Origin of the sequence: uncultured Roseovarius sp., assembly GCF_947489715.1 — a bacterium.
Lineage (GTDB): Bacteria > Pseudomonadota > Alphaproteobacteria > Rhodobacterales > Rhodobacteraceae > Roseovarius.
The window spans coordinates 530,517-551,506 of the sequence record NZ_CANLER010000002.1; the positions used below are offsets into that span (position 1 = coordinate 530,517).

At 54.6% G+C, this 20,990-nt stretch carries 22 protein-coding genes and 1 tRNA gene; 7 read left to right on the top strand and 16 right to left on the bottom strand.

Annotated elements, in window-relative coordinates; translation table 11 throughout:
• A complete protein-coding gene (locus Q1B27_RS08275) occupies nucleotides 1-678 on the top strand; it encodes an energy-coupling factor ABC transporter permease (RefSeq protein WP_299846346.1) in 678 nt (225 codons plus the stop codon).
• 63 nt (nucleotides 679-741) lie between these two features.
• Nucleotides 742-1,479: a precorrin-6A synthase (deacetylating) gene (gene cobF / locus Q1B27_RS08280; protein ID WP_299846348.1), complete on the top strand. Its 738-nt coding sequence runs from the start codon at nucleotides 742-744 to the stop codon at nucleotides 1,477-1,479.
• 86 nt (nucleotides 1,480-1,565) lie between these two features.
• On the opposite strand, the gene gcvA is transcribed toward cobF, so the two are convergent.
• On the bottom strand, nucleotides 1,566-2,450 hold the full coding sequence (gcvA, locus tag Q1B27_RS08285; protein ID WP_299846350.1) for a transcriptional regulator GcvA: 885 nt from the start codon (nucleotides 2,448-2,450) through the stop codon (nucleotides 1,566-1,568).
• Between the two features lie 120 nt (nucleotides 2,451-2,570).
• Here gcvA and Q1B27_RS08290 point away from each other — a divergent pair, with 120 nt between their 5' ends.
• Nucleotides 2,571-3,278 carry an SDR family oxidoreductase gene (locus Q1B27_RS08290; protein WP_299846352.1) on the top strand — a complete coding sequence of 236 codons (708 nt, stop codon included), beginning with the start codon at nucleotides 2,571-2,573 and terminating at the stop codon, nucleotides 3,276-3,278.
• Nucleotides 3,279-3,531: 253 nt separating this feature from the next.
• On the opposite strand, the gene Q1B27_RS08295 is transcribed toward Q1B27_RS08290, so the two are convergent.
• The 6 genes from Q1B27_RS08295 to Q1B27_RS08320 form a co-directional block, all read right to left on the bottom strand.
• Nucleotides 3,532-3,608, bottom strand: a tRNA-Pro gene (locus tag Q1B27_RS08295).
• A gap of 463 nt (nucleotides 3,609-4,071) precedes the next feature.
• Nucleotides 4,072-5,178 (bottom strand): 3-isopropylmalate dehydrogenase, encoded by a 1,107-nt coding sequence (leuB, locus tag Q1B27_RS08300; protein ID WP_299846354.1) that lies wholly within the window; start codon nucleotides 5,176-5,178, stop codon nucleotides 4,072-4,074.
• Between the two features lie 85 nt (nucleotides 5,179-5,263).
• Nucleotides 5,264-6,313 (bottom strand): endonuclease/exonuclease/phosphatase family protein, encoded by a 1,050-nt coding sequence (locus tag Q1B27_RS08305; protein ID WP_299846356.1) that lies wholly within the window; start codon nucleotides 6,311-6,313, stop codon nucleotides 5,264-5,266.
• Between the two features lie 23 nt (nucleotides 6,314-6,336).
• Nucleotides 6,337-7,140, bottom strand: coding sequence for a hypothetical protein (locus Q1B27_RS08310; protein WP_299846358.1), 804 nt, complete (start codon nucleotides 7,138-7,140; stop codon nucleotides 6,337-6,339).
• Nucleotides 7,141-7,538: 398 nt separating this feature from the next.
• The gene (leuD, locus tag Q1B27_RS08315; protein ID WP_299846360.1) at nucleotides 7,539-8,144 is read right to left on the bottom strand and encodes a 3-isopropylmalate dehydratase small subunit; all 606 of its coding nucleotides are present in this window, start codon (nucleotides 8,142-8,144) and stop codon (nucleotides 7,539-7,541) included.
• Nucleotides 8,145-8,301: 157 nt separating this feature from the next.
• A complete protein-coding gene (locus tag Q1B27_RS08320; protein WP_299846362.1) occupies nucleotides 8,302-9,024 on the bottom strand; it encodes a THxN family PEP-CTERM protein in 723 nt (240 codons plus the stop codon).
• 486 nt (nucleotides 9,025-9,510) lie between these two features.
• On the opposite strand from Q1B27_RS08320, the gene Q1B27_RS08325 reads away from it, so the two are divergent.
• Nucleotides 9,511-10,101 (top strand): isopropylmalate isomerase, encoded by a 591-nt coding sequence (locus Q1B27_RS08325; protein ID WP_299846364.1) that lies wholly within the window; start codon nucleotides 9,511-9,513, stop codon nucleotides 10,099-10,101.
• 2 nt (nucleotides 10,102-10,103) lie between these two features.
• Here Q1B27_RS08325 and leuC read toward each other — a convergent pair whose 3' ends face one another.
• Complete coding sequence (gene leuC / locus Q1B27_RS08330) at nucleotides 10,104-11,510, bottom strand: 3-isopropylmalate dehydratase large subunit (RefSeq protein ID WP_299846366.1); 1,407 nt, start codon at nucleotides 11,508-11,510, stop codon at nucleotides 10,104-10,106.
• A 226-nt stretch (nucleotides 11,511-11,736) separates the two neighbouring features.
• Between leuC and Q1B27_RS08335 the strand changes: the two genes are divergently transcribed.
• Nucleotides 11,737-12,513 carry a GNAT family N-acetyltransferase gene (locus tag Q1B27_RS08335; RefSeq protein ID WP_299846368.1) on the top strand — a complete coding sequence of 259 codons (777 nt, stop codon included), beginning with the start codon at nucleotides 11,737-11,739 and terminating at the stop codon, nucleotides 12,511-12,513.
• Here the strand turns inward: Q1B27_RS08335 and Q1B27_RS08340 are convergent.
• Genes Q1B27_RS08340 through Q1B27_RS08350 form a run of 3 tightly spaced genes read right to left on the bottom strand, consistent with a single transcriptional unit; the run spans nucleotide 12,503 to nucleotide 14,227 of the window.
• On the bottom strand, nucleotides 12,503-12,982 hold the full coding sequence (locus Q1B27_RS08340; RefSeq protein WP_299846371.1) for a hypothetical protein: 480 nt from the start codon (nucleotides 12,980-12,982) through the stop codon (nucleotides 12,503-12,505). The genes Q1B27_RS08335 and Q1B27_RS08340 overlap by 11 nt on opposite strands.
• 46 nt (nucleotides 12,983-13,028) lie before the next feature.
• Nucleotides 13,029-13,733, bottom strand: coding sequence for a response regulator (locus tag Q1B27_RS08345; protein ID WP_299846373.1), 705 nt, complete (start codon nucleotides 13,731-13,733; stop codon nucleotides 13,029-13,031).
• Nucleotides 13,730-14,227: a MarR family transcriptional regulator gene (locus tag Q1B27_RS08350; protein WP_299846375.1), complete on the bottom strand. Its 498-nt coding sequence runs from the start codon at nucleotides 14,225-14,227 to the stop codon at nucleotides 13,730-13,732. Before Q1B27_RS08350 ends, Q1B27_RS08345 begins: the two co-directional genes overlap by 4 nt.
• Before the next feature lie 166 nt (nucleotides 14,228-14,393).
• Here Q1B27_RS08350 and Q1B27_RS08355 point away from each other — a divergent pair, with 166 nt between their 5' ends.
• Nucleotides 14,394-15,260, top strand: a complete 867-nt coding sequence (locus Q1B27_RS08355; protein WP_299846377.1) for a branched-chain amino acid aminotransferase — start codon at nucleotides 14,394-14,396, stop codon at nucleotides 15,258-15,260.
• Nucleotides 15,261-15,371: 111 nt separating this feature from the next.
• Nucleotides 15,372-16,058 carry a DUF1353 domain-containing protein gene (locus Q1B27_RS08360; RefSeq protein ID WP_299846379.1) on the top strand — a complete coding sequence of 229 codons (687 nt, stop codon included), beginning with the start codon at nucleotides 15,372-15,374 and terminating at the stop codon, nucleotides 16,056-16,058.
• A gap of 89 nt (nucleotides 16,059-16,147) precedes the next feature.
• Here Q1B27_RS08360 and Q1B27_RS08365 read toward each other — a convergent pair whose 3' ends face one another.
• From Q1B27_RS08365 to Q1B27_RS08385, 5 genes are all read right to left on the bottom strand, one after another.
• Nucleotides 16,148-17,032 carry an ABC transporter permease gene (locus Q1B27_RS08365; RefSeq protein ID WP_299846382.1) on the bottom strand — a complete coding sequence of 295 codons (885 nt, stop codon included), beginning with the start codon at nucleotides 17,030-17,032 and terminating at the stop codon, nucleotides 16,148-16,150.
• A gap of 6 nt (nucleotides 17,033-17,038) precedes the next feature.
• Nucleotides 17,039-18,310, bottom strand: a complete 1,272-nt coding sequence (locus Q1B27_RS08370) for an ABC transporter permease (RefSeq protein ID WP_299846384.1) — start codon at nucleotides 18,308-18,310, stop codon at nucleotides 17,039-17,041.
• 1 nt (nucleotide 18,311) lies between these two features.
• Nucleotides 18,312-18,599 carry a DUF1330 domain-containing protein gene (locus Q1B27_RS08375; RefSeq protein ID WP_299846386.1) on the bottom strand — a complete coding sequence of 96 codons (288 nt, stop codon included), beginning with the start codon at nucleotides 18,597-18,599 and terminating at the stop codon, nucleotides 18,312-18,314.
• 88 nt (nucleotides 18,600-18,687) lie between these two features.
• The gene (locus Q1B27_RS08380) at nucleotides 18,688-19,779 is read right to left on the bottom strand and encodes an extracellular solute-binding protein (RefSeq protein ID WP_299846388.1); all 1,092 of its coding nucleotides are present in this window, start codon (nucleotides 19,777-19,779) and stop codon (nucleotides 18,688-18,690) included.
• A 107-nt stretch (nucleotides 19,780-19,886) separates the two neighbouring features.
• Nucleotides 19,887-20,987 carry an ABC transporter ATP-binding protein gene (locus Q1B27_RS08385; RefSeq protein WP_299846390.1) on the bottom strand — a complete coding sequence of 367 codons (1,101 nt, stop codon included), beginning with the start codon at nucleotides 20,985-20,987 and terminating at the stop codon, nucleotides 19,887-19,889.
• Nucleotides 20,988-20,990 lie beyond the last annotated feature (3 nt).

The window sequence follows — 20,990 nt, forward strand, 5'->3', positions numbered from 1 at the left end:
ATGCATATTGAACCTGGAGTAGTGGAAGGGGCTAAAATGGCCCTTGCCTATGCAACAGCTGCCGGTGCCGCTGGCTACAGCGCGAAACTGGCTTTCAAGGACATTGCACAAAGCAACACCGTATCTTTTGCAATGCGCTCGATGATGGCAACAATTGGCACATTCATTTTCTTTGAAGTGCTGCCGCATTTCCCGGTTGGTGTTTCGGAAGTTCACTTCATCCTGGGTACGACACTATTCCTGTTGTTGGGCGCCGCGCCCGCCGCTGTGGGCTTATCACTTGGCCTGGCCATTCAGGGCATGTTCTTCGCACCCACCGACCTGCCGATGTATTTCGTCAACGTGACCACGCTCTTGGTACCGCTTCTGTCGATCAGCGCATTGGCCAAACGGCTTATCCCGCAAGATCGAGCCTACGTGGACCTCGACTACGCGCATGTGCTCAAACTCTCAGGTATCTATCAGGGTGGTGTTGTCGCATGGGTCGCATTCTGGGCGTTCTACGGTCAAGGTGTTTCGGCTGAGACATTTGCCTCGGTCTGGACATTTGGCGCAGCTTACATGCTTGTCGTCCTGATCGAGCCTGTCGCTGATTTGGCCGTGCTTGCTGTTGCCAAAACAGCTCGTGGCATGTCCGCTTCCGGGCTGGTCACTAGCCGCCTTTATAACGCAGCCTAAGTTGGTTATCCTGGCCCGGCTCCTGAATGATGGAGCCGGGCTTTTTTGTGTCTGGCGTATCCCATGATCCGTGATCTCTGGTTAATTGGCATCGGCACCGGCTCTCCCGTGCATATCACGTTGGAAGGGCAGCAGGCCTTACGTGACGCAACCGTGATCCTGTTACCACGTAAAGGCAGCGGTAAAGACGACCTTGCAACTTTACGCCAGAAGATACTCGAAGACGCTGGTGCGTCAGCGCAGGTTCTGCCCTTTGACATGCCGGTCCGAGACGAAAATCTGCCCTATCTGGAACGTGTTGCCCATTGGCATGACGAAGTCGCCAAACGCTGGTCGGGCGCAATTGCGGATGCAAAGGTATCCGGCCCGGTTGCCCTGTTGGTTTGGGGTGATCCCGGGCTCTATGACAGCACGCTACGCATTGCTGAACGCCTTACACCTAAGCCGACCATTCGTGTGGTGCCCGGTGTCACCGCACTTCAGGCTTTGACGTCAGCGCATACAATCCCGTTCAACACGGTAAACGGACCGGTGACGGTGACGACCGGGCGTCAGTTACGTGATAACGGATGGCCTGAAGGGGCAGAAACGCTGATTGTAATGCTGGATGGAGAATGCAGCTTCCAACAGCTTGACCCACATGGTTTGCATATCTGGTGGGGTGGATTTCTTGGCATGGCTGAGCAAGTCCTGGAAAGTGGCCCTCTTTCCGACGCAGGGCCGCGTATCGTTACTTTGCGCGGGGCCGCTCGATCTGAACACGGGTGGATCATGGATACGTATCTGCTGCGGCGGGTATGATGTCCGCAGTGGCAGGGAAAGCTGCACTTAGCCTCAATCAATCAGTGGTTTCGTTAATATCCTAGGTGGCGAAATCAACAAACAGGTCATATGACTGACGAGGTTTGGTTTATAAGCCATTCTCTTACGATAGCCACGATAACAGCGTTTCGCGGCTCTCGTGGGGCAACCACAAAGTATCCATCTTCTGTTGGTAGCGATGCTGGAAAAGGTTGAACAAGCCGGTTGGCTTTGAGATCCATTTCGACAAATGCCCGGTTAGTCAAGGCCACCCCCTGTCGTGCAACTGCAGCATCAATTGCCAGTGAGGTTTGGCTGAAATTCATTTTTTTCGTCTCTGCAACCTGTGAATCACTAAGGGTTGCCTCAAGAAAAAGTGGCCACTGGCCATGCGTATCTTCAAGTAACACGTGATGCTTCAGATCTTGTTGTGACTTGATTGGATCGGGTCCAGTAGTCAGATCGGGATGACACACCGCAATCAGCTCGGTGGAAAATAAAGGTTCTGCAATAAGGCCGGGACCAAAAGGTGGTTTACCCTGTCGGATGGCCAGATCCACACCGTCAGTCTGGAAATTGGCCAATGCGTTCGATGCATCCAACCGAACGCGAATATTGGGATGTTCTTCGGCGAATACCCCCAATCTTGGCACCAGCCACCTGGTTGCAAAGGACGGCGTGGCGCTGATTGTGACAACCGCATCTCGAGGTGCGAGGTTTTCGGTCGCCTCTGCGATCATATCGAGGGCGCGTCGAAGCGGCGGCAAGTATCGACGCCCCTCGTCGGTCAATGACAGACCTCTGGGTTGGCGATCAAAAAGCTTAATCTTCAACAAGGCTTCCAACGATCGAACCTGCTGGGCCACAGCACCTTGAGTCACGCCTAACTCCTCTGCCGCATGCTTGAAATTCAAATGGCGACCAGAGCTCTCGAAAGCTTTCAAGGCATTAAGTGGTGGTAATCTACGCATCGGCACCATTCTTAGAGTGTAGAATTTCTACATCGTTAAGACAGAATTACTCATTAGTCAAAAGAGCTCAAATAGCTCAGTTTAGGACAAATCAACTTTCTTGATTTGTGGAGAACACTCATGACGGACAAAAAAACTGCAATCATCACAGCAGGTGGCAGTGGCATGGGTGCTGACAGCGCACGCCGTCTAGCCGCAGATGGATTCAACGTCGCGATCCTGTCCTCATCGGGCAAGGGTGAAGCACTCGCCGCTGAACTTGGAGGGATCGGCGTTACAGGATCAAATCAGTCAATTGATGATCTGAAACGCCTGGTTGACAAAACGATGGCGAAATGGGACCGAGTGGATGTATTGGTCAATTCAGCAGGGCATGGCCCGCGCGCACCAGTGCTGGAGCTGACGGATGAAGACTGGCACACTGGTATGGATGTCTATTTTCTGAATGCGGTGCGCCCAACGCGCCTTGTTACACCGATCATGGCCGAGCAAAAATCAGGCGCGATTATCAATATTTCCACCTTCGCGGCGTTCGAACCTGATCCCGTTTTCCCAACATCAGGCGTGATGCGTGCCGGGCTTGCTGCCTTCAGCAAGCTTTTTTCTGATCGATACGCCGCCGACAATATACGCATGAACAACGTGTTGCCGGGCTTCATCGACAGCCTACCGGAAAACGCCGATTTCAAAGCCAAGATTCCAATGGGGCGCTATGGTCGATCCTATGATGAGATCGCTGCGACCGTGAGTTTCCTGGCTTCCGAAGGCGGCGCCTATATTACCGGTCAGAATATCCGTGTCGACGGAGGGATCACACGTTCAGTCTAATACAATACTCAAAACAGGAAAAAAGAACATGGCGTGCCTTTAGTGAATTCTATTAAGATTTGAGCCTCTTGGAGTACTCAAAATGTCACTTTAAGTTTTGTATCCCTTGCAGGCCGGTCCAGCGAAATGCGTCAAAATAGGAGATTTGATAGTGTGAAACTCGGCAAAGCCAGCTGCGCTATCGATCTCTGAAGGCCACATCTGTCATTTGGCCTGACACAAACTAAAAAAGGGCTTTCGAGGTCCTTTTTTTTGGTCGGAGTGAGAGGATTCGAACCTCCGGCCCCTGCCTCCCGAAGACAGTGCTCTACCAGGCTGAGCTACACTCCGACCGTGTGGTTGCCGATTAAACGCCCTAGGGTAAATTTGCAAGCTTTGAAACAAGGGGGCGAAATAGCCATTTGCCTATCACACTTCTTCTAGGCGTCGACGGTATGCGGCGAAATTTCTGCCATCCGTCTACCAGTTAAACCACAGACGACCTTCCGTCACAGCGTTTGCCAAAAGCCCTGTCAGCAACGTTTTCCCGCTCCTTGCCGCACGCGCTCTGACTGACGAAAACCTCTTTCATATGAAACGAAATACCGGCACCGGCTGGAACGGTAAGCGACCATGTGGCAAATCCAGCGGACATCGCGCCATCAGTAATGACATATGTTGCCCTGATGCCAAAAGCACCAGCATGTGTGCTTCCTGCGCAGGTGTGGCCAGTTGTATTTGGCAATACCTCAGGCGGTCAAGATAAAGTGACAGGAAATCGTCCCTGTCACTTTCCTCATACCTCTGAGCTGGATCACAGGCTGGCGTCGAGCGCCGCGATGATGGCGTCGCCCATTTCTGTGGTCGAGCTCGCCTTACCACCTTCAGCCCCCAGCAAATCACTGGTCCGCATACCATCCGCCAAGACCTTCTCGACCGCCGTTTCCACACGGGTGGCATCTTCGCCCATGTCGAAACTATAGCGCAGTGCCATGGCAAAACTGAGGATACAGGCGATTGGGTTGGCTTTGCCTTGGCCGGCAATATCCGGGGCCGATCCGTGTACCGGCTCGTAAAGTGCCCGGGGGCGGCCATTGGCCATCGGTGCACCCAGTGACGCCGAAGGTAGCATGCCCAGCGATCCGGTCAGCATTGCCGCGCAGTCAGACAGAATATCGCCAAAAAGGTTATCGGTCAGGATCACGTCGAATTGCTTGGGGGCACGCACCAGCTGCATCGCACCATTATCGGCATACATATGGCTCAACTCGACATCCGCATAATCGGCATCGTGAATACGCTGCGTGACTTCGCGCCAAAGAATACCCGATTCCATAACGTTGGCCTTCTCCATCGAGCAGACCTTGTTGCCTCGCTTCCGGGCCAGTTCGAATGCCGCGCGGGCGATCCGGTCAATCTCGGACTCGGTATAGCGTTGGGTGTTAATACCGACACGCTCATTACCTTCTTCGAAAATACCGCGCGGCTCGCCAAAATAGACACCGCTGGTCAGCTCTCGCACAATGACAACATCAAGACCCGCCACGATATCTTTCTTGAGTGACGAGAAATCTGCCAATGCGTCGAAGCATTGTGCCGGACGCAGGTTGGCAAAAAGATCCATCTCCTTGCGCAGACGCAGCAGACCACGTTCCGGTTTGACCGAAAAATCCAGATCATCGTATTTAGGCCCGCCGACCGCACCAAGCAGAACCGCATCAACCTCTTGCGCGTGAGCCATAGTATCATCATGAAGAGGTGTGCCATGTGCATCATAGGCTGCCCCTCCAACCAGATCTTCGCTCACGTCAAAACTGGCGCCGCGCTTGGCACCAAACCAGTCGATTACTTTGCGTACCTCGGCCATCACTTCGGGGCCGATCCCGTCACCGGGAAGAATAAGAAGCGAGGGGGTGCTCATGTCAGTAAATCCTTGGCTGGCTTTTGTTGACAACCGCCTAGCGTGATGTCTGGGGATGGTCAAGAAAGCCGCGTCTGTCGTTCCATCAGTCACCAAAGTCCAAGTCGACCCAAACCAGCCTGTGACGGCTTGCATTGTGCATCAAATCAGCATCGGCGGTGCCCTCGGTCGGCCAATAAACACCAGCGTCAGTGACAACCAAATCCGAAGAAGGCAGGATATAATCCACTCTCAGCGCCCCTGGCCCCGGCTCCGGCCAATCGGCAGTATCAAGCTGCGGATCACCGATATGTGCCGGATCCTGCACGACCTTTCCGTTTCGCATCGGTTGGGGATCTTGCAAGCGATCATCCTCCAACAATGCTCTTATCGCCTCTTTCCGGCCATCGCTATCCATCGGATCAAGGTTTGCAACTCCGATCAGAGTAAATGCGCCGTCAGGTGGCGGACCCAAAGAGCCATCCAGAAAGAGCTGCCAGAATTTGATTTCGTCGTAGTTGCGCTTTCCATTACGGTCTTCGGGCCCATCGAAAACAGGCGGAGATGCATGAAAAATCATCAAATCCAACACCGTGTTTTCAAGGGCCACCGGCACCACCCAATGACCCACTGTCGAAAGACGCTGTATCGCCAAGGCCTCATCCGACGGGAACGGCTGACCGTTATGATGAGGCAAGATCGCACCAGGTAAATCGCGCCACAGCATTTCGCTGAAATCCTGCACCTGCGTTTGGTCAATCGGCAAACGGGACAAAACGGCCATCCCGCTCTGACCAGCGAACTCTCCATATCCCTGCGCATCACGTGCCTCGCCCACACGGCCATCACCATCCATATCGAGGCCCGTGTAGAGGCCCGTGTTCGGGCGCAGCGCGAAGATATAGGGATATTCGGCACCCTGTTCGGCAATTGCATCCCGAAGAGCGGAAACCGCCTTCAAGCCCAAATCATAATCGACGCGTTGCAGCACCAGAATGTCAGGAGAGATGCGGGAAATGACTTGGCTGACTGCCACAACCTGCGGATCGTCGCCACTTAGAATATCGCGCAGAAGAAGGCCGGGCCCGCCGCGGTCAAGCTCGGTATTGTAAGTGGCTATTCTGATGGTCTCAGCGGCTGCTTGACCAATAGCCAAGCCAAACGCAAATAGGCTTGCGACTAGGCGCGCTGCAATCCGTCGGCCTCGGCTTTGGCATAGGCGCGACGGCGCTTTTCTTCGATCATGTCCGCAATGCGGCTCATGGCGATGCCACGCATCAACATGCTTGCCGGAAGAAACGCCCATGCGGTCATCGTCCAGATCAGGGTTTGCGGATTGGCGATGGAAATGGGGTCTACCATATCCGATGCCATCTTCACTGTTGCCGGGATCAAGAATGGCAGCAAACTTCCTAACACAATGTTAAGACCTGCATCGCGTTTCAAACGGTTCAGTACATCGCCTCCGCCTGTTGGATCGAAAAGCGGCAGATTGACCCAAACGTTGAATGCGCCATTGCGCACCGGCCAGCCAAAGAGGCGCACCAGCGTCAGGAAAACGAACATCATGATCAGAGAAACCATGTAGGAGATACCAGCCGCTGTCCGAACCGAGTCGATCAGTTCTGAATCGGCATTCGCCGGCATCATCAACACAACCATCCGAACCGGGGAATATGGGAAATCAATAGCCTCACCCAGGCCATCGCCCAAATGCGCCAGGAACATAGTCAATTCGGTAGGATCAGTCTTACCCCGGCAAATCAACGACAGGAACAGGACGGTTAGCCCCAGCCCTAGAAATTTCAACCGGTTAAACGGCGGCGCAAAGCGGAATTCAATGATGCTTGGGTAGCGGCCGTAATATTCGATGAACGTCATGAAGGATGCCAAAATGGCAAGCACAACAACGATCTGTGCCGTATCCGCTGCGGTCGCTGGTAGAAGCAGAGATGGGGTTGCCACAAGTAGAGCCACCAACATCGCACGCGTCAACGCACTCGTCACCTGAGATATCACTGTCCGTTCCCTTCAAACTGGTCGAGCACAGTACGATGCCGTGCCCTTGTTCCAACTTGATCCCGCACTTTGTGGCGGCTTGCCTCATTCGTGCCCAATTTTTGCCTTCTTTCAGCATGCGGCTCAAGTCATGGTTAATAAGAGTTCAGGTTTAAGGCGAATTGATGGAATTAGTGGTGCGAGAATGCATCAATTTAGGATCAGAAAGGCGACCTCTATATCCATACACACAACATATTGGGGTTAAGGGATTTTTTAACCCCAGAGCGATCCAGATTTCAGGAACAATCTAACAAATGCAGGACAATTGAAAACGCCGCCCACAACCTGCAGGCGGCGTTACCAGAAACCGAAAACCCGGATCAGACCCAGGGACGTTCCCGCGCGGCTTGCGCCTCGAACGCATCCACCGACGCTTTTTTCTCAAGCGTCAAGCCGATATCGTCCAGGCCTTGCATCAGGCAATGCTTTTTGAATGGGTCGACATCAAAGCTGATGACATCGCCATCGGACGTGGTGATCGTCTGCGCTTCTAGGTCGATCTGCATGCGGGCATTGGCGCCCTTCTCGGCATCTTTCATGAGGATATCGACGGTTTCCTGCGGCAACGCGATCGGCAGGATGCCGTTCTTGAAACAGTTGTTAAAGAAAATGTCAGCGAAGCTGGGTGCAATGACACAACGGATGCCGAAGTCCTTGATTGCCCATGGCGCATGCTCACGGCTCGAACCGCAGCCAAAGTTATCGCCGGCCACTAGGATTTCAGCGTCACGATAAGCCGTTTGGTTCAAAACAAAATCCGCGATCTCGTTGCCGTTGTCATCATAACGCATTTCGTCAAACAGGTTCACACCCAGGCCCGACCGCTTGATCGTTTTCAGGAATTGTTTGGGAATGATCATATCGGTATCGACATTGATCAGAGGCATCGGCGCAGCGATCCCGGTAAGCGTTGTGAAATTGTCCATGGCGATCTCCTGAATGAGACAGATCCAAGCGTGGCAACTGCCTAGAATCTCAGATGCTATGTACCGACGAAGGCGCTACCAGTGCAAGACCATGTCGCATAAGAAAACCCCGGGCAACTTAATCGCCCGGGGCTAAATCTCTGAAAAATGGATTTGATCAGGCTTTCTTGCTGCGGCGCTTCACCGCTCCAAGAACACCCAAGCCACCAATCAGCAACCAACCGGCTGCCGGCAGCGGAATCACGACCGAGTCACGTGTGACAAAAGCACCTTGCAGCTCTGCCATGTTTGCAGCTTTCTCTTTTGTCCAGAATTTATCCAGCAGCGAACCACCATTCAGGAAACCGCTGACATCAAACACATAGTCAATACCACCGATCTGAAACACGTCAGTCGACGCGAGGTTCAGAGTTGCCTGAACAAGGTCGGCACAGCCATTGATGTTGACGCCGGCACCCTGCGCGCCACCGTTAGCACATGGGTTTGCGCCATTGGGTGTTTCGGTATGTGCAAACGAGAAGGTACTGTTGATATCGCCAACTCCGGCGACATTGATCGTTACCTTAAGGTTTGCCGACAACAGGCTTGTGCCAGTGATCGGATTGTTGAAGTGGGTGAATTTACCCAGGCTGAACGCCGATCCTTCATTGGCAATAAACGGCGGAGGCGCAGCACCGTCAAAGCGATAGCGGCTTTTGTTGTTGCCATTGGTGGGGTTACCCCAACTGATCTCATTTGTACCGACACCACTGATACCAGCAGCAGGATTAGCGTTTTCCCAAACACCAGTCACGCTGTTGATCGTAAGAGTTGCTGCAGAACCCGCCGTTGCCGCCACAGCGACAACCGCGGCTGCGGCAATAGTTTTGAACCAGGACATATCTATTTTAACCTTTCTAGTTACACAAAAATTGACCCCGTTTCACGCTTATCGCCAGTTTCGGCCATATGACGTGTTGAAAATGACTTCTTTCAATATCCAACCCGCTGGTATCGCAAAACGAAGTTAGACTTTCAGTTTGCCTTATTTTCGCCACATTTCCAATAATATTAACATAATATTAATTACTTTTGCGGTGATTTTATGCGATACGATTGTGCAAAAGAACAGCCCTGAGTTGATATATCAGCCCCAAGTTGTAGCACCACCGCTTGAAGAGAATTTGCGAAAACAACACACTCAATGATCTATGCCGTTTTGTAGGTTATTGACGCCAAATGATTCGCTCTACTTCTACTTTGCCAATTAAACAAAGTACGCAAGACTCCGGAACGCTCTTTTTTTGCGCATTAACATATTGAAATAATTAAGATTTCATCTAAGCATTCCGCGTGCGGGAGTTGATTGCCGGTAGGGGTTTTCAGATTGAGCAACCATAAGATCGAACTTTGGACCTGCTTTGACGACAGATGGTCGCCCACCATTGGCGATCCTTCCATTATGGGTTGGGTGACAGTTGCTGCCTATGGCATAACGGCCCTGCTCACGGCGAGATTGGCCATCAGTCGCGCCGGACAACCCGAACGTTTTTTCTGGCTGATCCTAGCGCTGCTGCTGGCGGCTCTGACCATCAACAAACAGCTTGACCTTCAATCGGCCCTGACAGCTTTTGCGCGCTGCATGGCCAAGGCGCAGGGCTGGTATGAGAACCGCAAGGGCGTGCAGACAGGCTTCATCCTTGGCCTACTCGGCGCCAGCCTTGTCTTCCTGATTGCACTTGGCCTCTCTATGCGCAACCATCTGCGCCGCACATGGCCCGCCGTCCTTGGTGTATGTTTCCTAACCGGCTTTGTCGCCATTCGCGCCGTCGGTTTCCATCACTTCGACGTCCTGATCAAAAGTGATTTCAGCGGCATCAGGATCAACTGGCTGCTTGAGCTGGGCGGCATTGGCCTAATCCTTGCCAATGTGGTCGCCTTGCTGACAACCAGTCGAAACCAAACGGGCCCGGACTGAACTTACATCATCTCACGTACATCGGTCAGCCGTCCGGTCACTGCCGCTGCCGCTGCCATCGCAGGCGACATCAGATGCGTCCGTCCGCCACGGCCCTGCCGGCCTTCGAAATTGCGGTTCGAAGTTGCGGCACAACGTTCACCCGGAGACAATTGATCCGGGTTCATCGCCAGGCACATCGAACACCCTGCCAAACGCCACTCAAAACCCGCGTCCTTGAAGATATCCGCCAAACCTTCTTCCTCGGCCTGCGCCCGGACAAGGCCCGATCCGGGTACGACCATGGCACGCAGTCCGTCCTTGATCTTCTTACCCTTCAGTATCGCCGCAGCGGCACGCAGATCCTCGATCCGGCCATTGGTGCAGGAACCGATAAAGACCGTGTCGATCTCAACCTCGTTGAGTGGCGTCCCAGATGTAAGGCCCATGTAATCCAGTGATCGCTCCACTGCACCGACCTTGCCACCTTCGAAGTCCGAAGGTGCGGGCACGGTTGCGGTGATCGGCAGCACATCTTCCGGCGAGGTACCCCAGGTAACTACGGGCGCAATGTCTTCGCCCTTGATCGTAATGACCTTGTCCCAATGCGCGTCGCCATCGGAATAAAGCGTTTTCCACCATGCCAGCGCAGCATCCCACTGATCTTCTTTGGGTGCATGCGGACGTCCTTTGACATATTCATAGGTCTTTTCGTCTGGCGCAATCAGTCCCGCGCGGGCGCCGCCTTCGATGGCCATGTTGCAGACCGTCATACGGCCTTCCATCGACAGATCTCGAATAGCTTCGCCGCAATATTCGATAACATAGCCAGTGCCGCCAGCAGTGCCAGTTTCACCGATCACAGACAGCGTGATATCTTTGGCGGTCACACCCGGACGAAGCTTGCCAGTGATTTCGACCTTCATGTTTTTCGACTTCTTTTGGATCAGCGTTTGGGTGGCCAAAACATGCTCGACCTCAGACGTGCCAATACCATGCGCCAGTGCACCAAAAGCGCCATGCGTCGCCGTGTGGCTGTCGCCGCACACCACTGTCATGCCGGGCAAGGTCCAACCCTGTTCTGGGCCGACGATATGAACGATCCCCTGACGCACATCCGACACCGGGTAATAATGAATGCCGAAATCCTTCGCATTCTTGTCCAGTGCTTCGACCTGAATGCGACTGTCTTCGGTCATGGTGGCAGCATTTGCGCGGTCCAGCGTGGTCGGTACGTTATGATCAGGAACCGCGATCGTCTTTTCTGGCGCGTGAACGGTTCGTCCCGCCATCCGCAACCCTTCAAAGGCCTGCGGGCTGGTGACTTCGTGCACAAGGTGGCGATCAATATACAGCAGACAGGTGCCATCCTCGGCTTCATGTGCCAGATGCGCGTCCCAGATTTTGTCATAGAGTGTCTTGGGGGACATGTGCCCTCTCCCATATGTTAGATGATGTTCAGGATCGACAAGGCGGCCGGGTATTATAGGTCGGCCCGCACAGTCATCGTCGCGCCAAAAAACCGCCAGGGCAGACGCGCACGATCATCCATGTCAAAAATCCGTTTCATAGGGATGATCTACGCCCGACGCCAAAAGACTTCAAGGATTCTATCTGCTAACCTGTCCCCCGGTTGCAGCATCGGGGACAGATTGAGTGACCAGTTATTATGGCACCGAGGCACAGCAACGCCTGCAACGGAAATCTGATCATCTGACACCATGGATCATGCGCACGCCGGGTGCCTGCCTGACGGGCCGAGTGATAGGTGCAGATGATCCCGATAGGCTGGGCTGGCAGGTCATCCAACGGCATCTGGCGGAAGATGGTGTGTTCTCGTTCCGTTGGGTTGATGATGCGGGGCTTGAGAAAATCCGCGAGCAGGTCACCGATGTCGGGGCCTCCATCCACGGTTGGGCTGGCTATTGCAGCCCAACGGAAGAGTTGAGCTCGGTGATCGAAGCCTGCCACCGTCAAACGCTTGCCACCGACCTATCTCTGGAAATTGTTGGCACAAACTCCATCGCCGAACTTCAGGCCTTTCTGGCAGGGCAGGGGATCACACCGCTATCCGGCGCCGTCCTATGCGGTGAAAATTGCAACGCGCGATCCGCCATGATCCGCGCTGAGGATGGAAAACCCGTTGCTGCTGGGTTTGTAGGCATGCTGCAAAATACGCATTCTCCCCTTCATCATCATGCCTGGGTCGGCCTGATTGCCTGCAATCCTGCCCATCGCGGCAAAGGCCTGGGTCGCCGGATCACCAACGAATTGATCCGCATCGCTCTGGAAGAACTCGGGGCGAGTCATATCATGGGTTTTGCTGCTGCCGACAATCTGGCATCTCAAGCCATGCTTATGGGTTGCGGTTTGCGGCCAACAGACCGAGCGTCTTATGTGGCGACGCTGTCAGATGCTCGCTTTACCCGTTAATGCGCCGCAAACACCACCGCGCCGATGCAAGCAACAGTTTTGAATAGAGGACATGAAACCCCAGCAAGGCCGAATAAAATGCACTTATCCGCGGCACACCATCAGTCTCGTATGGCATCGGCATGATAACCGTCCCGAATAGCAACCGGGTTTTCTGATCCCCTGTCTGCCCTAATCCTTCGACCATGAACCACGAAGATGTGCGCCCGATGGCTTTCATCAGCAATTGGGTTTCGGTCCGTTCGGCAACCTGCCAGGCCGCGAAACGATCAGCGGTACCGTTTGCCAATTGCCGAGCGTCTTGGTCGCTGGAACGTATCCCCAGGCAACGAAGCACAAGCCGTTCGGCCTTGAAAACTGGCGTGGTGTAAAACGCCTCGATATAGTCCGAAAGCGTGATCCGGCTATCGATCTCAGTAGCAAAGCAGTCAGTATAGAAGCCTGGCTTCTGCGCGATCAAATCAAGCACAGTCTCTTTTGGAATTGGATGTTTCTGTACACCCAGCATGACCGTCTTAATCGGGTACCAGCATGTACCCTTCGCCGCGTACGGTTTGCAGGTATCTTGGTTGCTTGGGGTCGGTCTCAAGCTTGCGTCGCAGACGGGTGATCTGAACGTCGACCGCGCGTTCCTGCGCCTGACCACCATCCCTGCCCAGGTCCTCGACCAGTTTCGTACGGCTGACGGGTTGGCGAAGGTTCTCGACGAATATTCGCATCAATTGAACCTCGGTTGCCGTTAGGCGCACCACCTGATCACCCTGCATCAATTCCGAGCGTTCGATGTCAAACCGGATCGGACCCATATGCAGCACCTTGGGCACGGTATTCTCCGGTTCGGGCGTGGGCATACGACGCAGAATGGCGTTGATCCGTAGCAACAACTCTTTAGGCTCAAAAGGCTTGGGCAGGTAGTCATCGGCGCCCGCTTCAAGGCCGGAAATCCGGTCTTCGGTTTCACCCTTGGCTGTCAGCAACAGAATGGGCGTGGCAATTTCATCCTCGCGCAGGCTGCGCGTCAGGGCGACGCCATCCTCACCCGGCATCATCACATCCATAACGATCAGATCAAACTCCAACCCCGACAGAATGCGTCTGGCATGCGCAGCATCGCGCGCGATCGATACCAGAAACCCGTGGCGCGCCAGAAACTTGCGCAACAGGCCGCGAATACGCTCATCGTCATCGACGATCAGCAAATGGGGGGCTGGGTCGCTCATGAACTGGAATCCCTTATCTGGTAATATTGCCGTCTCATGTCCGCATCCATCATCGCCTCCAGCACCTGACGGAACCCTGATACGGCCTCGGGACCCGCCGCGCGATAGGCCGCGCGCATTCTTGCACGCTGCGCATCACTTAGCTTGCGTTCCAGAGCTAGTCCTTCTTCGGTCAGAAACAAGTTGCGCTCTCGCTTGTCGCTCTTGCCCACACGACTGTCTACCAGACCATCCTCCACCAAAGTCCGCAAGACGCGGTTCAGCGATTGTTTGGTAACACCCAGGATATTCAGTAGGTTATTGACGGTTGTACCCGGCGCGCGCGCTACAAAGTGAATGGCCCGATGATGCGCCCGCCCATAAGCCATGCCCGACAGAATACGGTCTGGGTCAGCGGTAAAGCCGCGATAGGCAAAAAACATTGCCTCGATCCCCTGGCGCAGCTGCTCATCCGTCAGAAACAGCAGATTTTCGCCACCTTGCACTTCGGGCATCGCACACTCCGTTCACAATTCCCATGCACGCTGTCATAATACGTCAGCTTTGTTGACATTCCAAGGGTGAACTGTTAGCGAATCGCAGTTTTAGCGTAATTTTATGTCCATATCGGACGTATTTTGCGCAACAATTGCAAATTCTGGCTGAAAGAGGAGACCGAAGATGGCTGGTTATGATGACCGCAGTGGCAAGATCTGGATGGATGGCGAACTGATTGACTGGCGCGAGGCCAATGTGCACATCCTGACCCATGCGATGCACTATGCCAGTTCGGTATTCGAGGGCGAACGCGCCTATGGTGGCAAGATTTTCAAAAGCCGCGAGCATTCTGAACGCCTGCATTTTTCTGCCGGTGAGCTGGATTTCCAGATCCCCTACACCGTGGATGAGATTGAAGCCGCCAAGCAGGAAGTCTTGACCGCCAACGGTTTGACCGACGCCTATGTACGCGCCGTTGCCTGGCGCGGCGCGGGCGAGGATATGGGCGTGGCCTCGGCCCGCAATCCGGTGCACCTGGCCATCGCGGCTTGGGAATGGGGGGCCTATTACGGTGATGCCAAGATGAAGGGTGCCAAGCTCGACATCTCGAAATGGAAACGTCCCAGCCCCGAAACAATCCCGGTCCACGCCAAGGCGGCGGGCCTTTACATGATCTGCACCACATCGAAACACGCTGCCGAGGCAAAGGGCTGCTCGGACGCGCTCTTCATGGATTATCGCGGCTACGTGGCCGAGGCGACAGGCGCCAACATCTTCTTCGTCAAGGACGGTGAAGTGCACACACCCCTGCCTGATTGCTTCCTGAACGGCCTGACACGTCAAACCGTTGTCGGCATGCTGAAGGATCGCCAGATCAAAGTGCATGAGCGTCACATAATGCCTGAAGAGATGGAAGGGTTCGAACAATGCTGGCTGACCGGCACTGCCGCCGAGGTTACCCCCGTAGGTCAGATCAGCGACTATAATTTTGAAGTCGGTGCAATGGCGCGTGAGATTTCAGAAGCCTATGAAAAGCTGGTTCGTGAATAGGCTGAAACGGCCTTCTTTCGTATTCCAGAAAAGCACTACGCAATGTTAGCATCCCCTTGATTCCAAATATCGAATCGGGGGATACTTTTGCGACTGTTGGGAACTTTATGCTTGGCGTCATGTCTGTCGTCGCCAGCATTGGCGCAGGATGTTCAATGCGAACGCGCCCTGAAGGGTGCAAAATGTACCTTCGTCGACGGACCGGTGCGGCTGACAAGGCAACCTGTTAAAATTGCCCCGGAACCGCAGGATTTCTTTCGCCTCGAAAAAGGATTGGGGTTTCGTGACAGCGCGGGCCGTGAATGGGTGGCCCCACCCGAAACCTTTACCGATGGCGCGTCGATCCCCGAGATTTTCATTCCTCTGATTGGCAAACGCCGAAGCCGGACTTTCATCAATGCGGCAACGATTCACGATGCCTATTGCGGCCATGGCAACGAGGGGTTGGCCGAATACAAATCACGCCACTGGGAGGACGTGCACCGCATGTTCTATGACGCGCTGGTGGTAAACGGCACATCCAAGACCAAGGCCAGGATCATGTTTGCGGCGGTCTATCTTGGTGGTCCCCGCTGGGGCGACCGATCGCGCGACATGAGCAGCGTCAGCCGGACCCATATGGTTCAAGAAATGGAATGGTGTATTCGCTGGATCAAGCGGATGAAACCGTCACGCGAACGGATCGTGGACTGGATGAAGTCACGCGAAGCAAACTTGCGGGCGAATACACCGCAAGAACCCGATTGGAAAACCTTGTTCGCAGAAGGGAAATCCAGATCGAAAGCCTATGCTGACTAAATCGCCGCTTTGACTCGCCCCTGTCCCCAAAACAAAAAAAGAAAGGCACCCTAGGGCGGGTGCCTTTCTTTTTGAACGATGTGTTCAGCTCAGGTCGGTCGGATACCACGCAGCCGCTCAGACCGACGTCGAAGCAATTCTACCGTGGTCAGCAGACAGATCGAGATCACCACAAGGATCGTCGCGACCGCCAGAATGGTGGGGCTGATCTGTTCGCGCAGGCCGGTAAACATTTGCCAGGGCAAGGTCTTCTGCGAGGCCGAACCGACAAACAGCACCACGACCACTTCGTCAAATGACGTGATGAATGCGAATAACCCACCCGAGATCACACCCGGCAGAATAAGTGGCATCTGCACTTTGAAAAAAGTCGTGACCGGATCGGCCCCCATATTTGCTGCAGCACGGGTGAGCGAACGGTCAAAGCCCACCAGCGTGGCGGTCACGGTGATAATAACGAAAGGAATACCCAAAACCGCATGTGCCAGCACGACTTTCACATAACCCACGAAATTCTTGTTGAAGCCCAGCGTGCCCTCAAGGAAATTGCCGACCTGGCTGTAAAAGAAGAACATGCCAGTGGCCGAGATGATCAGCGGCACGATCATCGGCGAAATCAGGATTGCCATGATCGCCCGCCGGAACGGCACATGGGATTGCGACAGCCCGATCGCTGCCAATGTCCCTAGCGAGACCGAGATGACCGTCGCGATCGGCGCAATGATCAGCGAGTTCTTGAAGCTCCGCTGCCACTCGTTGTTGTTCCAGAAGTCCTTGTAATGTTTCAGCGAATACCCTTCGGGATCGAAACGTAGCATCTCGGGCGTGAAGGTAAAGAAATCCTCGGCGTTGAAGCTGAGTGGTAGCACCACCAAGATGGGCGTGATCAAGAAGATAAAAATCAGCGCGCAGATGAAGCGGAAGGTGTAGTACCAGACACGCTGGCCGAATGTGGCATATGTTGGCAAGCTCATGTCTCTTTACCCCAGCTTCACGTTGTCGATGCCCACGATCTTGTCATAGGCCCAGTAGAGTATCAGCACCACGACCAACAAGATCGTGCCCAGTGCGGCCGCCAGGCCCCAGTTGAGCGAACTTGAAATGTGATACGCGATCCGGTTCGAGATGAAGACGCCCTTGGTGCCGCCCACGATTTCCGGCGTGATGTAGTACCCGATCGCCAGGATGAAGACGAGGATCGAGCCCGCGCCGATCCCGGGCACCGATTGCGGAAAATACACCCGCCAGAAGGCAGTCCAGTTGGTCGCACCCAGCGATTTCGCGGCACGCACATAGCTGGGATTGATGGTCTGCATCACCGAATACATCGGCAGGATCATGAAGGGCAGCAGGATATGCGTCATCGCAACGATCGTTCCGAACTGGTTGTTGATCATGATCAGGCGGTTGGCATCATCCACTAACCCGATCCAGACCAGTACATCGTTGATCACGCCCTGCTGCTGCAACATCACCTTCCAAGCAGATGTCCGTACCAAAAGTGAGGTCCAGAACGGTAGAAGCACGAGGATCATCAGAATATTGGCCTTGTTCGCCGGCAGGTTCGCCAGAATCCAGGCCACCGGGTATCCCAACAGAATGCACGACCCCATGATGATCAGCGACATGATAAGCGTGCGCACGAAAAGCTTGACCAGAATGCGCTTGTTTTCTGGCTGCGACTGGATGCCATCCGGCGTCTTCTGCATATCGACCGCGTTCAGGAAATACCCGTTGGTGAACACGCCCGAATGCGTCTGAATGGTCTTCCAGGTTTCGATATCACCCCAACCCTTGTGAAGCTCGATGAACTTCTCCTTGAAAGGCGCATCCGCCACCGGGTCCCACTTCTTGATCTGGCGGCCGGATTTGCGGAACATCGACGCGATGCCGGTTTGTTCATAGTTCAGGCGCGTGGCCAGCTTGGTATGTTCCTTGGCCGCCACCGCAACGACCATGTCCTGAGCCAGCGCGTTGTAAATGGCCTCGTCGGGCAATTCACCGCTTGAGGCATCCCATTGCGCCAGCAGCGGCACGGTATTAGGCAAGGTGTTCTTGACGATGTCGTTCTCTACCGACCGGAACAGCATGTTGCCGATCGGCAGGATGAACGAAATCATCACGAAAATCAGTAGCGGCGCGATCAGCAAAAGCGCCCGCGTCTTCTGCACTCTCAGCGCACGCGCAAGGCTGCGTTTCAGTGGTGTGCCATCCGCTGCCAATACAGGACCGGTGTCTGTTGCATCGCTCATGTCAGGTGCCCTCGACCAATATGATTACACTGTCGGCAGTGCGTTTTCTGATCTCGGCCACCTTTTGGTATTCCGGATCGTTATAAGCTGCTTTCGCGGCCTCGAAACTGGGGAACTCGATCACAACGTGACGGTTCAGTGTCTCACCTTCAGGGACTTCGGATTGCCCGCCTCGAACCACGAATGCGCCACCCAATCTTTGCAGGATCGGCGTGTCCTTCTCGACATACTCTTTGTATGCCTCTGGGTCATTCACGGTGATGTGGCCAATGATGTAGCCTTTCGGCATCCCAATTCTTCCCTATCAGTCATGTGCGGCCCGTAAAATCGGGCCGCACTTTTTTGCCGGGTGCGCGACCAGCACGCACCTCAGATTTTTATTGTGCCAACCAAGCCTGGAATTTGGCTTCGATGTCATCGCGGTAATCCGCCCAGAACTCGTAGTTGTAGAGGAACGTGTTCTTGGCGTTTTCCGGATCGGTCGGCATGTGCGGCGCCATGTCGATGCCCAGATCGGCGTGTTTGCCAACCAGCGGAGCCGACGATTTACGGGCCGGACCGTACGAGATGTACTTGGCCTGATCCGCCAAACGCTGCGTATCAGTCGCGAACATGATGTAGTCCAGCGCGCGCGCTTTGCGCTCATCACTCAGACCAGCGGGAATGATCCAGCCGTCAAGGTCAAAGATTTGCGCGTCCCACAGCATGGCAACGGGCTGCTTCTGCTCTTCGATCACGCTGAACAGACGGCCATTGTAGGTCGATCCCATGACGATCTCGCCATCGGCCAGAAGCTGCGGTGTGTCAGCGCCGGCCGACCACCAGACAACCTGATCCTTGATGGTGTCGAGTTTCGCCAAAGCCTGATCTTGCCCTTCAGGAGTTGCCAGCACGTCATAGACGTCCTCCTTGGCAACACCATCACAAAGCAGCGCCCATTCCACGTTGTTGATCGAACGCTTCTCCAGCGCACGCTTGCCCGGATATGCCTCCAGGTCAAACACGGCGCAGACGTCGGTGGGTGGATTGTCACCAACCATATCGGTGCGATAGCCGAACGTGGTCGAATAAACGATCTGCGGGATAAAGCAGTCGCCAACCAGCAGGTCGCCAAAATCCTCCGAGGCGGGCGTACCATCGGGCGCTGGGGCCAGCATGGTGTCAGGGTCGATTTCCATTGCCAGACCTTCGTCGCACAGGCGAAGTGCGTCGGCGGCCACAACGTCAACCACATCCCAGGTCACGTTACCCGCTTCGTCCATGGCGCGCAGTTTGGCCACAGCTTCGGCCGAGCTGTCATCATTGATGATGCTGATCCCGGTCTTTTCCGAATAGGGCTCGTGATAAGCCTTCAGTTGCGATTTCGAATACGCACCGCCCCATGACACGATGGTCATTTCGTCGGCAGTAACAGCGCTTGCCGCAACGGTGAGCGCCGTCGTCGCAAGCAGAGTTTTGGTAAGTTTCATACTCATTTCTCCCTAAGTATACCCGTTAGCTACATTTTCGGAGTCCCTGTCACGGGCGTTACGTCGGGACCCGCTGTTCACCGCGCCGTTTGCAGACGCGATATTCGTTATGCTTCCAGTGCCCGGCAGTCCTGCGGCAGCCAGCCGATATCAATCTGCTGTCCCGGTTGCAGGCGCACCTGGTCCGGCGCGTTCCGGGTCTTGACGACAAACTCATCATTTCCGGCAACCCGCAGACGCGTGCGGAAAATGTCGCCCATGTAGATAAATTCCAGCACTTCCGCCTTCAGCGTATGCGCGCCTTCCTGCAGGCGTTCCTTGTTGAACTCCACCCGCTCGGGTCGGATCGAAACGCGGGTGCGTTCGCCGACCTGGCTGACATTGACGGGCTTGCAGTCGATGACTTCCCCATCGTCCAGTTCCACCAGCGCCTGATCACCCTTGATTTCTTTGACGGTGCCCATCAGCGTATTATTCTCGCCGATGAACTGTGCAACGAAGCTGTTATCAGGCTCTTCGTAAAGCTGATCGGGCGGCGCGATCTGCTGGATGCGGCCATCGTCAAAGACAGCAACGCGATCCGACATTGTCAGCGCTTCGGTCTGGTCGTGTGTCACGTACACTGTTGTGATCCCCAAGCTATGCGCCAGGTTTGTAATTTCGAACTGCATCTTTTCGCGCAGTTGCTTGTCAAGCGCTCCCAGCGGTTCGTCCATCAGAACCAGTTCCGGCTCGAACACCAATGCGCGTGCCAGCGCGACCCGTTGTTGCTGACCACCGGACAATTGCGCCGGACGACGGCCGCCAAAGGCACCCATCTCAACCATGTCGAGCGCGCGTTTCACCTTGGCTTCCCGGTCGGATTTGCCCATCTTGCGCACTTCCAGCGGAAAGCTCAGGTTTTCGGCAATCGTCATATGCGGAAACAGGGCATAGTTCTGGAAAACCATACCGATGCCGCGCTTGTGCGGTGGGATATTGTTGATTTCGCGCCCGTCCAGGCGAATTTCACCGTGGGTCGCAGTTTCGAACCCGGCCAGCATCATCAGACAGGTGGTTTTACCCGACCCGGAGGGCCCCAGCATTGTCAGAAATTCGCCCTTGGGCAAAGAAAGGTTCAAGTCTTTTACAACCAGCGTTTCGCCGTCATAACTCTTTTGCACACGTTCGAATTCAACGAACGCATCGTTGTTTTTAGACTCTGCCAATTG